General features: G+C 42.4%; 13 protein-coding genes. 10 read left to right on the top strand and 3 right to left on the bottom strand.

The window, feature by feature from the left end; all coding sequences use genetic code 11:
• The first annotated feature begins 13 nt into the window (after window positions 1–13).
• Together EXZ60_RS02670 and EXZ60_RS02665 are read left to right on the top strand one after the other, a co-directional pair.
• Entirely contained in the window at window positions 14–511 is a 498-nt protein-coding gene (locus tag EXZ60_RS02670) for a response regulator (RefSeq protein WP_029189736.1), read from the top strand.
• A 182-nt stretch (window positions 512–693) separates the two neighbouring features.
• Window positions 694–1,242 carry a hypothetical protein gene (locus EXZ60_RS02665; RefSeq protein ID WP_026028034.1) on the top strand — a complete coding sequence of 183 codons (549 nt, stop codon included), beginning with the start codon at window positions 694–696 and terminating at the stop codon, window positions 1,240–1,242.
• An 88-nt stretch (window positions 1,243–1,330) separates the two neighbouring features.
• Here the strand turns inward: EXZ60_RS02665 and EXZ60_RS02660 are convergent, their stop codons facing one another.
• The gene (locus EXZ60_RS02660; RefSeq protein WP_013857112.1) at window positions 1,331–1,924 is read right to left on the bottom strand and encodes a TfoX/Sxy family DNA transformation protein; all 594 of its coding nucleotides are present in this window, start codon (window positions 1,922–1,924) and stop codon (window positions 1,331–1,333) included.
• A 370-nt stretch (window positions 1,925–2,294) separates the two neighbouring features.
• Between EXZ60_RS02660 and EXZ60_RS02655 the strand changes: the two genes are divergently transcribed.
• The 5 genes from EXZ60_RS02655 to EXZ60_RS02635 all read left to right on the top strand — a co-directional run bounded on the left by EXZ60_RS02655 (window position 2,295) and on the right by EXZ60_RS02635 (window position 7,652).
• Complete coding sequence (locus EXZ60_RS02655) at window positions 2,295–3,215, top strand: HDOD domain-containing protein (RefSeq protein ID WP_026028826.1); 921 nt, start codon at window positions 2,295–2,297, stop codon at window positions 3,213–3,215.
• Between the two features lie 23 nt (window positions 3,216–3,238).
• Window positions 3,239–4,144 (top strand): lysine exporter LysO family protein, encoded by a 906-nt coding sequence (locus tag EXZ60_RS02650; protein WP_277435243.1) that lies wholly within the window; start codon window positions 3,239–3,241, stop codon window positions 4,142–4,144.
• A gap of 86 nt (window positions 4,145–4,230) precedes the next feature.
• Entirely contained in the window at window positions 4,231–4,743 is a 513-nt protein-coding gene (locus EXZ60_RS02645; protein ID WP_094125238.1) for a hypothetical protein, read from the top strand.
• A gap of 99 nt (window positions 4,744–4,842) precedes the next feature.
• The gene (gene panP, locus EXZ60_RS02640) at window positions 4,843–6,486 is read left to right on the top strand and encodes a pyridoxal-dependent aspartate 1-decarboxylase PanP (RefSeq protein WP_115339696.1); all 1,644 of its coding nucleotides are present in this window, start codon (window positions 4,843–4,845) and stop codon (window positions 6,484–6,486) included.
• Window positions 6,487–6,797: 311 nt separating this feature from the next.
• Window positions 6,798–7,652: a MurR/RpiR family transcriptional regulator gene (locus tag EXZ60_RS02635; RefSeq protein ID WP_010320194.1), complete on the top strand. Its 855-nt coding sequence runs from the start codon at window positions 6,798–6,800 to the stop codon at window positions 7,650–7,652.
• Window positions 7,653–7,709: 57 nt separating this feature from the next.
• On the opposite strand, the gene EXZ60_RS02630 is transcribed toward EXZ60_RS02635, so the two are convergent.
• A complete protein-coding gene (locus EXZ60_RS02630; RefSeq protein WP_094133527.1) occupies window positions 7,710–8,951 on the bottom strand; it encodes an iron-containing alcohol dehydrogenase in 1,242 nt (413 codons plus the stop codon).
• 294 nt (window positions 8,952–9,245) lie between these two features.
• On the opposite strand from EXZ60_RS02630, the gene EXZ60_RS02625 reads away from it, so the two are divergent.
• The 3 genes from EXZ60_RS02625 to EXZ60_RS02615 all read left to right on the top strand — a co-directional run bounded on the left by EXZ60_RS02625 (window position 9,246) and on the right by EXZ60_RS02615 (window position 12,786).
• Entirely contained in the window at window positions 9,246–9,512 is a 267-nt protein-coding gene (locus EXZ60_RS02625; protein WP_010320195.1) for a GrxA family glutaredoxin, read from the top strand.
• A 185-nt stretch (window positions 9,513–9,697) separates the two neighbouring features.
• Window positions 9,698–11,380 (top strand): aspartate:alanine antiporter, encoded by a 1,683-nt coding sequence (locus EXZ60_RS02620; RefSeq protein WP_013857120.1) that lies wholly within the window; start codon window positions 9,698–9,700, stop codon window positions 11,378–11,380.
• A gap of 302 nt (window positions 11,381–11,682) precedes the next feature.
• On the top strand, window positions 11,683–12,786 hold the full coding sequence (locus EXZ60_RS02615; RefSeq protein ID WP_277435242.1) for a phosphoribosylaminoimidazolesuccinocarboxamide synthase: 1,104 nt from the start codon (window positions 11,683–11,685) through the stop codon (window positions 12,784–12,786).
• Window positions 12,787–12,836: 50 nt separating this feature from the next.
• Here the strand turns inward: EXZ60_RS02615 and EXZ60_RS02610 are convergent, their stop codons facing one another.
• Entirely contained in the window at window positions 12,837–13,214 is a 378-nt protein-coding gene (locus tag EXZ60_RS02610; protein ID WP_026028036.1) for a hypothetical protein, read from the bottom strand.
• Window positions 13,215–13,650 lie beyond the last annotated feature (436 nt).

The raw sequence follows: 13,650 nt of genomic DNA, 5'->3' as shown, positions 1-13,650 counted from the left end.
TAAGGAGAATATCATGAACAAATTTTTGATCTTATGCGTGGACGATGAACGTGAAGTATTGGACAGCGTCATACAAGACCTCGACGAATTTGAAGAGTTTTTTATCTTAGAAGCCGCAGAATCTGTTGCAGAGGCAAAAGAAGTGATTGCCGATCACCAAGCTCAAAATATCAAGCTGGCTTTAATTTTGTGCGATCACATTATGCCCGAACAAACAGGCATTAGTTTCTTAATTGAATTAAGCCACAATGAAGAGACGCAACATACACGCAAAGTACTACTAACAGGCCAAGCAGGGCTAGAAGACACCGTAGAAGCGGTGAATAATGCCAGCCTACATTTTTATGTAGCCAAACCTTGGGATGGGAACAAACTTCGCGATGTTATCAAAGATCAATTAACACAATATATGATTGAAAACGAATCAGATTTAATGCCTTGGGCCAGAGTCTTGGATGCCGAGAAAATCTTCAATGCGATCGCACAAAACCGCATCAGTTTTGGTGAATAAAATATCCTAACGAAGAAATGGCACTCTCTTTGCTTATTTTTTGCGAAGACAACAAAAGAATGACACTTTTTAATGGCGACAATGTCAATCTATGCACTATGATGTCTAAATTCTTTAATGTCACCGCGGGTATTCCGCGACTGACCATGGAAATAAACTAAAAATATAGGTTTATAGTGACTATGCGTAAAACAATCATTGCAGCCGCTTTGCTGCTAGCCTCAGGCCAAACACTGGCAGAAATAGACCGAAATAGCCCATCCGTCATGAGCAATTTTAGTTACGACTATATCGAAGCTCGTATTGGAGCAAGTCCAGTCACCTTTGGTGCTGCGATGAGCAAATCAATTCACCCAAATGCACATGTTATTGGTCGTATAGACTCTGAGTTTGAAGGTGATTTTGACGCAGCCGCAGGTTTTGGCTTTCATGCTCCTATTAACAACTGGGCTGACTTCACGGGTGAAATGCTATTACGCGTCGTAGATACCCGCGATAATAAAAGCACCGATACCGGAATGGAATTAAACCTTGGCGTACGTCAATGGCTTGGACCACAGTTAGAAGTTGGTGGCAAAGGTGGCTTTGTTTCTATCGATGACAATGATGACTGGATTGCGTCTGTTTATGCCCGTTTTCATTCTACAGAACTTTTCTCTCTCGGTGCCGAGGCTCGCATCAATGATGCTTACGGCGATCAACTGATGTTTACGACTCGTTTTAAGTTCTAGGTGTAAGCTAAATACAATAAAAAGCCGAGACGTAAGACTCGGCTTTTTATTTGATAACTATTTATTTGATAACTGTGCTACAAAACTGTCAGCGTAATGAGCAGCTTTCTAATAATTGACGCTTGCGAGGCTCTTGCAGCAATTTCCAATGAATACCTTCGATCGCACCAGCAAACTTCCACAGTAGTTTTACATCGACGTCACTACCGTACGTTTTTCTCACTTTAGAAAATATCGTAGGAGCACCTAAGCGCATGAACGTTTCCACATCATTGATGCCCGCTTTTTTAACCATACGCTCTAACGTTAACTGCATGTTTGGTAAATCACGTAGTCGACGGCTTGCAGAGGATTTTTGAAAACTACGTTGCTCAACAGAATAGCGGATGGAACGTTCAATAATCGTATCTAGGCTCTCATGATTGCTCACAAAAAGCTCAGTAATATCATAATAATTAACGGTTGCTGTAGTCTGCTTTTTAACGTGTTTGTATTTTTCGCAGCCTAATTTTGTGAGTGCATCATCGAGCTCTTCACCTCCACGAATAAAAACAGACTCTTCACTAATCAGTGAATACATCGCTTCTTTTTGGAAAAGCCCAACACCACCAAACATTGAACGCTTTTGAAATGCGCCAAATTTAATAACGTAATTGAAAAATGCATGCTCAATCATATCCATTGATCCTTAATCAAGTTCCCCGATTAATAGTGATCACCAGATAGCAGCGTATTTTTGCGAATAAAAAGAGTAAGTTAGTAACAAGCTTGTAGTAGTTTAGTATTAGCTTGCTTAATATGGGTACTATCATAGTTAACGATACAAAATAAGTCTGGGCATACATCACATCAATAGACATATCTCAGCAGAGTTATGAGATAGAAATCACATCATTGTGTTTATGAATAAATTTTTTTGACACATACGCTTTCCATTAACGTATTAAGATTAATGCATCAAGAAAACAAATTAATGCGATTGATGGTGAATTGATTGCTTATTTGGGTTAGCAGACGGTAAAATGCCTTCAGTACAGATTGAGCACAAATTTATGAATCATCTATCTTTTTACTGGCTTCCAGATCATCATCAAATGCTCATCCAAGGGTTAGAAAGTGAATTTTCTCAATTGGTTGAACACTCACTCAGCACAGGAAAAATTTCACTTCCTCCTATTCCGGATGTTGTTCTAAAAATACAGCGCTTATGCACATTAGAATCTACTGAAATTTCAGATGTCGCCGATTGTCTACTTGAAGATCCCGGACTGACTGCAATTGTAGTACGCGTAGCAAACTCTGTTGTCTTTAATCGTCGAAATATTACCTGTACGGATTTAGTCACGGCTGTATCACGCTTAGGCATACTACGAGTACGCGACATTGTAACAGCCCAAGCGATTGAGCAGTTAAAGCACTCTGTAAACTTAAGCAAAGAATGCAATAAAATATTGGTTAATAGCGCCGCCATATCGCGAGAGCTTGGCGCAACCATGGTGATGGTAACTCACGCATTTAAACAACTTGAACCAAGCCGATATCAACATTTAGAGCAGGAAAAAGCCTTACTTGTCGGTCTACTTGCGGATATTGGCTTGTTTTGTCTGGTACACGAATATCATTTATATCTTGAGAAAGGCAACTATCTCGATCAAGACATCGCCCTACAGATTTTTCAGTCGCGATGTTCAAAAACCAGTCAGCTTGTGTTAAGAAGTTGGGGATTCGACTCAGATTTCCTTGAAGTAGCAGGAAATCAATCTTTAGTCGCATCTTCTCACGAAGTCAGTTACCTTGATGTGGCACGTATTGCTCACCATCTTTTACTGTTTCGTCGTCAAGATGAAGAGATTGAAGAGCATGACGTCGAAATTAATGCGACCGGAGCTGAGGTGCTATATAACTTAAGTAACCTTAGTGAGCTTGAATTCAAATCAAAACTCAATGATGTGATCAACGCAAGCGGCTTCTAAACCCAAAATAATCAGAGGATGAGATGTTCTCAGGGATGTTATTTATTTTTGCCCCACTAATAGTGGGGTATCTATTTTCTATTGCCAATCAACAGTGGCTAGCAGCATTAAATAAAGCCACGTCTTGGTTAGTTTACGTCATTCTGTTTCTGATGGGTTTAAGCTTGGCAGCCCTCGATAACTTGGGCAGTAACCTACAGTTGATACTTAAATTTACCACCGTATTTTTCTTGATGATCGGTGCTTGCAACTTGTTGGTCTTGCCCTTTATTGACAAATTTCTACCCATAAAAACCGATGCGAACCATTCAAAACTGCCACTATCTAGCATGGCGTTAGAATCCGTAAAGCTGATTGTGGTTGTCGGTGGAGGATTGGCGCTTGGGGTTGTATTAGGATTCGATTTAAGTTGGGTGAGCACCGCCAGTGAATGGATCTTGTTCGTATTACTTTTCTTTATTGGTATTCAGTTGAGAAATAGTGGTTTAACTCTACGACAAATTTTGCTCAATAAATACGGAATGGTCATCGCATTAGTCATTATATTGACCTCTTGGATTGGGGGGATCATTGCGGCCATGATTCTTGATATCCCAATTTATCGAGGACTAGCCATGGCTTCCGGTTTTGGATGGTATTCACTTGCCGGGATTTTAATGGGTGATGCTTTCGGCCCAGTCTATGGTGGTGCCTCTTTCATGATAGAGCTACTTAGAGAACTGGTTGCTTTAGTGATGATCCCCATGCTAATCCGAACCAAACCTTGCTTTGCCATCGGCTATGCTGGGGCAACCGCGATGGATTTCACCTTGCCCGTGATCCAGACAACTGGCGGAGTTCGTTGCGTACCGATCGCAATTGTCAGTGGGTTTATTCTCAGCCTACTGGTGCCTATTCTTATGCTGTTCTTTGTATCACTTGCAGGCTAGATCTCAGGAATCACTTTAGCCTTCATTTAAACTAACAATAGGGAGTAGAAAACTCCCATACAATAACAAAGCCCAAAGGAAGATTTATGAAACGTGTTATCGTTGCCCTACTGCTCTCAACTTCAGCGAATGTTGCTCTCGCTGCTGATAACCAATGCTTATCCGAAAAATATGACGCTTATGTCGACGCGTCTCTCCATTGGTATAGTGATCTCGCAGACTTAACGACCGCGCAATATCCTGAACTTACTGAAGTCAGCCAATGGTTTCTGCAAGGACGCCAGCATCACTTTGAATTAAGCCGTGCGGCAGTCCACTATTACCTAAGCAACGATCCTTCTAAAGTCGCCACCTCGCAACCTGTAGAAGCTTGGTTAAAACTAGAACAGCACGACATTAAAGTATTAGCCTCTCGCGGTGATGATCTTGGCCACATTGCTAAAATCACCTATGAAGATCGCCAAGCAAAGCCTAACGAAAAAAACTATGAATTACGTTCAGCTTTAGCCGAATTGCTCAGTCATCCGAAGCAGATCGAAGCTGCGTTGAATAAATATAACGATGCCATCGCCTTGATCGAAAAGAAAGTCTGTAACTAGTCGCCGCCTCTACTCTAGCCTAATTAAGACGGGACAACTGTCCCGTTTTCGTTTAGATTGTGCCGCTCGCATTCCATAAAATCAAAATAACGAAGCTGTATGGTATCAGAACAAAAAACTGCAAATGTGAGTTTCGAGAGCTTGTTACGGATCTTCACTGTGCCCGAAGGCCCCGATTCAACACTGACAAAAATAGACCAAGAGCTATCGCGCAATTTGAACCTCTTCTTGCGTGAACATATTGTCGCTGAAGAAAAACCACTCAAAGAGATCGAAAAAGATTTCTCTAATCCGCAAATTCCAGAGTCACCGGAGTTCGTTTCAGAACATACTCAGCATTTGTTGGATAATTTAGTCGCTCATTCAGTGCATACCTCGGCTCCTAGCTTTATTGGTCATATGACATCTGCACTGCCATATTTCTTGATGCCGTTATCAAAGATCATGATTGCGCTGAATCAAAACTTAGTCAAAATTGAAACGTCAAAAGCGTTTACACCGCTAGAACGGCAGGTTTTGGGTATGTTGCATCGTTTGATCTATCAAAAAAACGACGCTTTTTACAGCCAATGGATGCATAGCGCTAATCATTCGCTCGGTGCATTTTGCTCTGGCGGAACGATTGCCAATATCACGGCATTGTGGGTGGCTCGTAATAATGCTTTGAAAGCCGATGGTGATTTCCAAGGCGTCGAAAAAGAAGGGCTGTTTAAAGCCATGCGTCATTATGGTTACCACGGGTTAGCCATTTTAGTGTCTGATCGTGGCCATTACTCTTTAAAGAAAGCCGCTGACGTATTGGGTATCGGCCAAGAAGGCTTGGTTTGTGTAAAAACCGACAATAACAACCGCTTATGCCCACAAGATTTGAAAGCCAAAATGGCACACCTAAAAAGCCAGAAAATTAAACCTTTTGCGGTTGTTGGCGTCGCCGGAACGACAGAAACGGGCAACATTGATCCCTTAAGAGATATCGCCAATATTTGCCAGCAAGAAGGTTGTCATTTTCACGTAGACGCCGCTTGGGGCGGTGCAACATTAATGTCGAATAATCACCGACACTTACTCAATGGTATTGAGTTGGCTGACTCCGTCACGATTGATGCACATAAACAGCTCTACATCCCTATGGGTGCAGGCATGGTACTATTCAAAAAGCCTGATGCTATGCATTCAATTGAGCACCATGCGCAGTATATTTTGCGGAAAGGTTCAAAAGATCTAGGCAGCCATACGTTAGAAGGTTCTCGTTCAGGTATGGCCATGTTGGTGTACGCTAGCATGCACATAATTAGTCGCCCTGGCTACGAATTATTGATTGACCAAAGCCTAGCTAAAGCTCGCTATTTCGCCGATCTAATTAAAGAACAAGACGATTTTGAGCTGATTTCTGAACCCGAACTGTGTCTTTTAACCTATCGTTATATTCCTGCTTTTGTTCGCCAAGCACTGCAACAAGCCTTGCCCAATCAAAAAGCAGAACTGAACGAGTTGCTGAATGAAATCACCCAGTTTGTGCAGAAAAAACAAAGGGAAACGGGGCGTTCATTTGTCTCTCGAACCCGTTTAAACCCAGAACGCTGGGACAAGCTTGATACCATCGTATTCCGCGTGGTACTAGCCAACCCGCTAACGACACATGCTATCTTGCATTCGATATTAGATGAGCAACGACATATTGCCACGCTAGCCCCTAATTTGATGGCCAAAATTGAGCGGCTTGCTCAAAAAATCATCAACTAGAATCCCTATAAGTTACAGCGAATTGAAAATTTATTTCTTTTTGCTGTAACTAATACATCATTAATGAGCTAGAAATTTCCATTAATCATCGATTTAAATCTAAATTCTGTAGTTTTCATGAAATTTTGTTTGAGGCTTGTCATGTTCTCATCAATTGTTAACTTGAATTGTTACGGAAATCTACATCCTAGGTTTATACTCATTGCATGGCGTTGGTTTAACTTACCTTTTTGGAAATGTGTTATTTCCAATCTCCCCAAAGGGCGACCGGGTAAAACCAACGAGTTGTTCTCTTCGCCCGCGTGAACACTATGAATACATTAGAAAAAATTCAAAAAAATCTGGAAAACTTTAGCAAGTCGGAACGTAAAGTCGCCGAAGTAATTATGGCTTCGCCCCAAACCGCGATTCACTCAAGTATTGCGACGCTCGCCAAAATGGCCGATGTCAGTGAACCAACGGTAAACCGCTTTTGTCGACGACTCGACACCAAAGGCTTTCCCGACTTTAAGCTTCATTTAGCGCAAAGCCTTGCTAACGGAACTCCGTATGTAAACCGAAATGTTGAAGAAGATGATGGCCCAGACGCCTACACCCATAAGATTTTCGAATCGACTATGGCGTGTTTGGATGTGGCTAAAAACAGCTTGGATCCAATGCAAATTAACCGTGCAGTTGACTTACTCACACAAGCAAAACGGATCTCTTTCTTCGGCTTAGGAGCCTCTTCTGCTGTAGCAAAAGATGCCCAAAACAAATTTATTCGCTTTAACATTCCGATCACTTGTTTTGAAGATATCGTGATGCAACGCATGAGTTGTATCAACTGTACCGATAATGACGTAATTGTTTTGATTTCGCATACAGGTCGTACTAAAAGCCAAGTGGAAATCGCCAATCTTGCGCGCGAAAATGGTGCGACTGTCATTGCGATTACGGCAAAAGATTCACCGCTGGACAAAGCAAGCTCTTTGTCGATCTCTCTTGACGTACCTGAAGATACTGACGTCTATATGCCCATGGCAAGCCGTGTGGTGCAAATGACGGTAATTGATGTACTGGCTACTGGGTTCACCCTGCGCCGTGGCTCTGGTTTTCGTGAAAATCTTAAACGCGTCAAGGATGTACTAAAAGACTCGCGCTACGATAAGCTGTCACAGTTCTAAGATAATCGCGATCCTAAAATAATCGTTAGAACGGAGCTCAATTGCTCCGTTTTTTTATCAACTTTGCTTGCTACTTTCAGGCGCGACTGGATCATGCCTAACTTCTACCTGATTGGATGAATTCGGTTGCCACTCCTCACACTCACCTTGGCACTCGCAAACTTGATTTAATATATGGATTAACCTTTCTTGTGTTAAAGGCAAAGGGTTACCTTTAATCGCGACCGACTTTAAAGCATCTAACGCCACGCGATCAAACGAGGTATTGCACACACCAAACTGGTTGAGTTTAGGCAGTTGCAACTTATCTAACATCATTTTCACCCACAGCACGCCATCTTCAACGTGAACATTTGTTCTGCCAGTCACAATTTGAGCGATTTTTTTATAACGTGTAAGTACATCATTTCGCCCTGCTTTTTGCGCTGCTCGAATGTTTTCTCGCATAACATGAGGGGCCAAACGCGCCGTGATCACGCTGTGTGGAGCATCAAGTTTCCCTCCCAATGCCGATGCCAAGCCATGTGCCGCGCCAAGTTTTGCATTGGTAATCGCCATTCCTCCAAGCATTGCTGCAAAAGAGAGATCCGCTCGCGCTTTATGATCATCTTTTCGGCACGCTGGCAATATAGAACGACTGAGTTTGCGCAGCCCCTCTTCACAGACCATATCGGTGAGTGGATTGGGTTCACCACACACATAGGCTTCCATTAAATGCGTAAAAGCATCCATTGCGCCTCTGCCAGATGTGTAACTGTCGGTACCATAGGTCAACGTGGGGTCAACAATCGCAACATCTGCCAGCATATCTGGGCTGCGCAAGCTTACTTTTACTTTGTCTTGTCCCGATTTCAACACGGCATTACGCGTGACTTCGGATCCCGTACTGGCGGTGGTTGGAATAGCAATAAATGGCAGCGGTTTTGTCTTTAACGGCACATTTCGGCCAACCACTTCCACATAATCATAAACGTTACCTTGGTTAGGAATGATTGCCGCGAGTGCCTTGCCCATATCAATCACACTACCGCCACCAATAGCAACGACCATGTCCGGTTGAAAACGTCGGCCTAAAATGGCCGTTTCCTCCACCATGGTAATATTAGGTTCACCAACAATAGCTACATGCTGATAGCGCATATTCTGCATTTTCAGGTATTGAACAATAGGGGAAGCTCGTTGTTGTTCTTTTCCCGAAACCAGCAGTACGCTATAACCATATTGGTTGAGAACAGAAAGTGAATTCAATAACGCTCCTTCTCCAAAAATGATCCGCGTCGCCGTCATAAATTGGAACATGAATAACTCCCTTTTCTCTCATCTAGATTAGCTCTGTTTAGAGTGCACCTATCGTTAAAAAAATTTTTTGATGCAGTGCAATGTGGAGCAAATAACCACATAAAAAACACAAGTTTATGCGGCATGTCACAGCCAAGCCATTGTTGATCTATTCCCAACCCCATCGAGAGGTAAGCTTGCTTTGATTAAGGAATAAGCAATAGCTTTTACCTATTGAAGTAACTGGTGAATGCCACTTTATTTCCGACCTTGAATCGGGCATAGTTGCATGCAACAAGAATGAAGGAGAAAGCTATGTTCGTTGTTATTTTTGGCCGCCCTGGTTGCCCCTACTGTGTTCGCGCAAAAGAACACGCTGAAACATTGAAATTAAAACGCGATGATTTTAACTATCGTTATGTCGATATTCACGCGGAAGGCATCAGCAAAGCTGATTTAGAAAAGACAGTGGGTAAACCGGTTGAAACTGTGCCACAAATCTTTATTGATCAAGAACACATCGGTGGTTGCACTGATTTCGAAGCTTATGCGAAAGAACATTTAGGCTTATTCGACGAATAAAACCAAGAAACATAAAAACCCGCTGATTTTTAGCGGGTTTTTGCTATTTATAGATAAATGGCTCTTTCTCTCAAATTAGGTCAATGAAATGTCAATTGTCACAAATTTCACTTATCTTTTTGCAATATTCAGATACAATTCCCACACTTTACCTACCCCACTTGGCACACATAACGAGTTGAGCCGTGAATATCGACGTCGTACTTTTGCTTGATCAGAACCCTATTCTTCTTATTTTTGTTGTCTTAGCGATTGGCCTTGGTTTTGGCAAAATTCGTTTTGGTAGCTTACAACTGGGCAACTCTATTGGGGTGTTAATTACATCACTCATCATGGGGCACCTTGGTTTTTCCTTCAATGCTGAAGCCTTAACCATAGGTTTCATGCTGTTCATCTATTGTGTCGGCATTGAAGCTGGCCCTAACTTTTTTGGCATATTTTTCCGTGACGGAAAACATTATCTCATCTTAAGTTTAGTGGTGCTCATTACCGCCACTTGGATCACCTATTTTGGCAGTTATTATCTCGGCCTCGATTTTGGCTTAGCTGCTGGTATGATGGCAGGCGCATTAACCTCCACCCCCGTATTAGTAGGCGCACAAGATGCGTTAAACTCCGGGCTAGCCACCATTCCAAGAAATATGGATTTATCCCTTATTTTAGATAATGTTTCGGTGGGTTATGCGATGGCTTATCTAATTGGCCTTATCAGCATGATCATGTTTGCCAAGTTACTGCCTAAGCTGCAAAAACAAAACCTCTCTGATTCTGCTCAACAGATTGCTCAAGAGCGTGGTTTGGGTGGTAGCGGTCAACGCAAAGTCTATTTACCCATCATCCGTGCCTATCGTGTTGGTCAAGAGTTGATCAACTGGATTGATGGGCGCAATTTACGTGAGCTTGGTATTTATCGTCAAACGGGTTGTTATATTGAACGCATTCGACGTAATGGCATTCTTGCCCATCCTGACGGTGACGCCATCTTGCAAGAAGGGGATGAAATTGCACTGGTCGGCTTCCCTGACAGCCATGCAAGGCTAGACCCTAGCTTTCGAAATGGCAAAGAGGTGTTTGATCGCAACCTACTTGATTTGCGCATCTCTGAAGAGGAAATCGTCGTAAAAAGTGACAGTATTGCCGGTAAACGCCTATCGGATCTGAATTTATCCGAATATGGCTGTTTCCTGAACCGAGTAATACGAGCACAAATTGAAATGCCGATGGACTTAGACATTGTGCTTGCCAAAGGTGATGTGCTGCAAGTCAGTGGTGAAAAAAGCCGTGTTCAAGGCTTGGCCGATAAGATAGGTTTCATCTCTATCCATAGTCAAATGGCCGATTTACTCGCCTTTTGTAGCTTCTTTATTCTCGGCATTTTGTTTGGTTTGATCACCATGACCTTTGGACAAGTCTCCTTCGGTTTAGGCAACGCGGTTGGGCTACTGCTTTCTGGCATTATGCTTGGTTTTTTACGAGCCAACCACCCCACTTTCGGCTATGTACCGCAAGGGGCATTAAATATGGTGAAAGACCTAGGTTTGATGTTCTTTATGGTAGGCATTGGCTTAAGTGCTGGCGGGAAAATGTTCCAGCACCTCTCAGAAGTGGGCGTACAAGTGATCGGCCTTGCATTTTTAGTCAGCGTGGTGCCAGTCGTCTTTGCCTATTTGGTCGGTGCGTACATTTTGAAAATGAACCGCGCGCTTCTATTTGGTGCGATTATCGGTGCACGAACTTGCGCACCAGCGATGGATATCGTTAACGACTACGCAAAATCGACCATTCCCGCATTGGGTTATGCTGGCACCTATGCTATCGCCAATATACTGATGACACTGACAGGAACTATTTTAATTTTACTCAGCTAAACCTAATAATCCTCAGTGCTACTCGCTCAAAGTCACATGTGTGGCTTTGGGCGAGCCATCGCCCCTCTATTTACTTCGCTTTTATCTCAATGTTTGCCGCTTTATCGACTCAGAACTGCATCTTTTCTCCTGAATTCAACTCACCACTGCTTAATTTTTCAAACAAAAGGCAATCGTTTGCTTTTTATCTGGCAGCAGAAAATAGTTCTGGTATGATGCGCACAGTTTATCGATATCCTTACTAGCGTTGAGCTAAGCGATATCTTCTCTGTATGACGTTTGAAAAAGATAGGAATGTCTAAATGAGCCTTGCTGATCAAATCCTTACCGTCAATGACGACCTCCCAATTCGCACTCACCAACCTGTTCATAGCGGCAAAGTTCGCTCTGTTTATTGGCTAACTCCAGAAGATAGCCAGCGTTTGATCAAAGAAAAAGGTTACAACGTTGCTCCTGATGCACCTTTAGCCATTATGGTAATCAGTGACCGTATTTCCGCTTTTGATTGTATCTGGCATGCCGAAGGTGGCATCAAAGGTGTACCAGGTAAGGGCGCGGCATTAAACGCGATTTCAAACCACTGGTTTAAGCTATTTCAAGAGAGCGGGTTAGCCGATAGCCATATTTTAGATATTCCCCATCCTTTTGTATGGATTGTGCAAAAAGCCAAGCCAATCAAAATTGAAGCGATTTGTCGCCAGTATATTACTGGTTCAATGTGGCGTGCTTACGAAAAAGGTGAACGAGATTTTTGTGGTATTCAATTACCAGAAAGCTTGCAGAAAGATAAAAAACTGCCAGAACTGCTCATTACACCATCAACCAAAGGCATCTTAAAAGGCATTCCCGGTGTTCCAGAAGCCGATGATGTCAATATCTCACGTCATAATATTGAAGAGAATTTTGCCGCTTTTAACTTCAGTCGTGTCGAAGATATTGCCTTGTATGAAAAGCTATTAAAAGAAGGCTTTGGCGTCATTAGCCATGCACTCTGCCAAGTAGAGCAAATTTTCGTCGATACCAAGTTTGAGTTTGGTTATGTCACCGATGCCAACGGCGTTGAGAAACTCATTTATATGGATGAAGTAGGTACGCCGGACTCTTCTCGCATCTGGGACAGCGCTTCCTATCAGCAAGGACGTATTGTGGAAAATTCGAAAGAGGGTTTTCGTCAATTCTTGCTCAACTACTTCCCTGACCCAGATATTTTACTCAACAAAGAACAGATGGCTGAGCGAGAAGCGCTTGCACGTGATAATGCGCTGCCTTTGGCTGCATTAATGGATATTTCCAACACCTATCTTGCGATTGCAGAGAAAATTGTTGGCCAACCGATCGTATTAAGCCAAAATCCAAAGCAAGAGATCATTACGATCCTGCGTTCTCAATATGGCTTGATTGACTAGTACTCAACAATAACGGGGCATTAAATATGCCCCGTTATCTGTTTATACCCTTACAGGGTGATAAGAAATTCATCTGGTTTTGTATTTTTTATCAAAGATTGGCTTTTATTTTGAATCAATTGGATCTGTTCAGAATCCAACGCATACGGCATTACTAATTTTAGCTCTTCAATCCCCTCTAATTTCGCCAATCTCACCAGTGAAATTAAATTCGCTTCATCACTACGGCGTGTTGATAACGACTTCAACGCCATTTCCCATAGGCGATCCTCTGGGCTTGATAATTCTTTAATGCTGTCTTTCCATACCGTACCAAAAATCGGTGCAAATGACGTCATGGCTTCGAGGAATGTCCATTTCTTATTACATGACGCACCAAGAAATGTAGTGTAATCAAACACCACCCGTCTCCTTTCTTGTGTATTCATTTTGTCCCCCGACAAATTGGCAGCACACTGTACTCAATATCATCCATGATTGTTCATATAGCAATAGGATATAAAAAAACAGTCTTTTATGCCTTAAAACCGAATGGATTGGCTATATCAAAACCAGATTTGTAACAAGGCATAAACAGACTTACTGACATATGTGTCTGATTGATTAATATTTCAAACCGTGAACAAAAAGTGGCTTTATCACTTAAAGTGATCATCGCTCAACACTACTTTTGAAATCTCTGCTTAAGGAAACCAATAGACAAAAATGTATACATTGGTGCCCTCAGCAATTAACACGGAGAATTCTACCGTTTTTATAGGCATTCTTCAGTATTCTGTGCCATGTGTCGCCGCTCGTCTATTTACAATCTCATGAGTAAACCGTTATCATTTTTGAGTTCCCTTCTACCCTAAAATAGGCCGA

It is taken from the genome of Vibrio sp. 1151_11 (assembly GCF_029478525.1).
Taxonomy (GTDB): Bacteria; Pseudomonadota; Gammaproteobacteria; order Enterobacterales; family Vibrionaceae; genus Vibrio; species Vibrio anguillarum.
The sequence above is the reverse complement of the archived record's forward strand: the minus strand, read 5'-3'. Positions and strand labels throughout refer to the sequence as shown.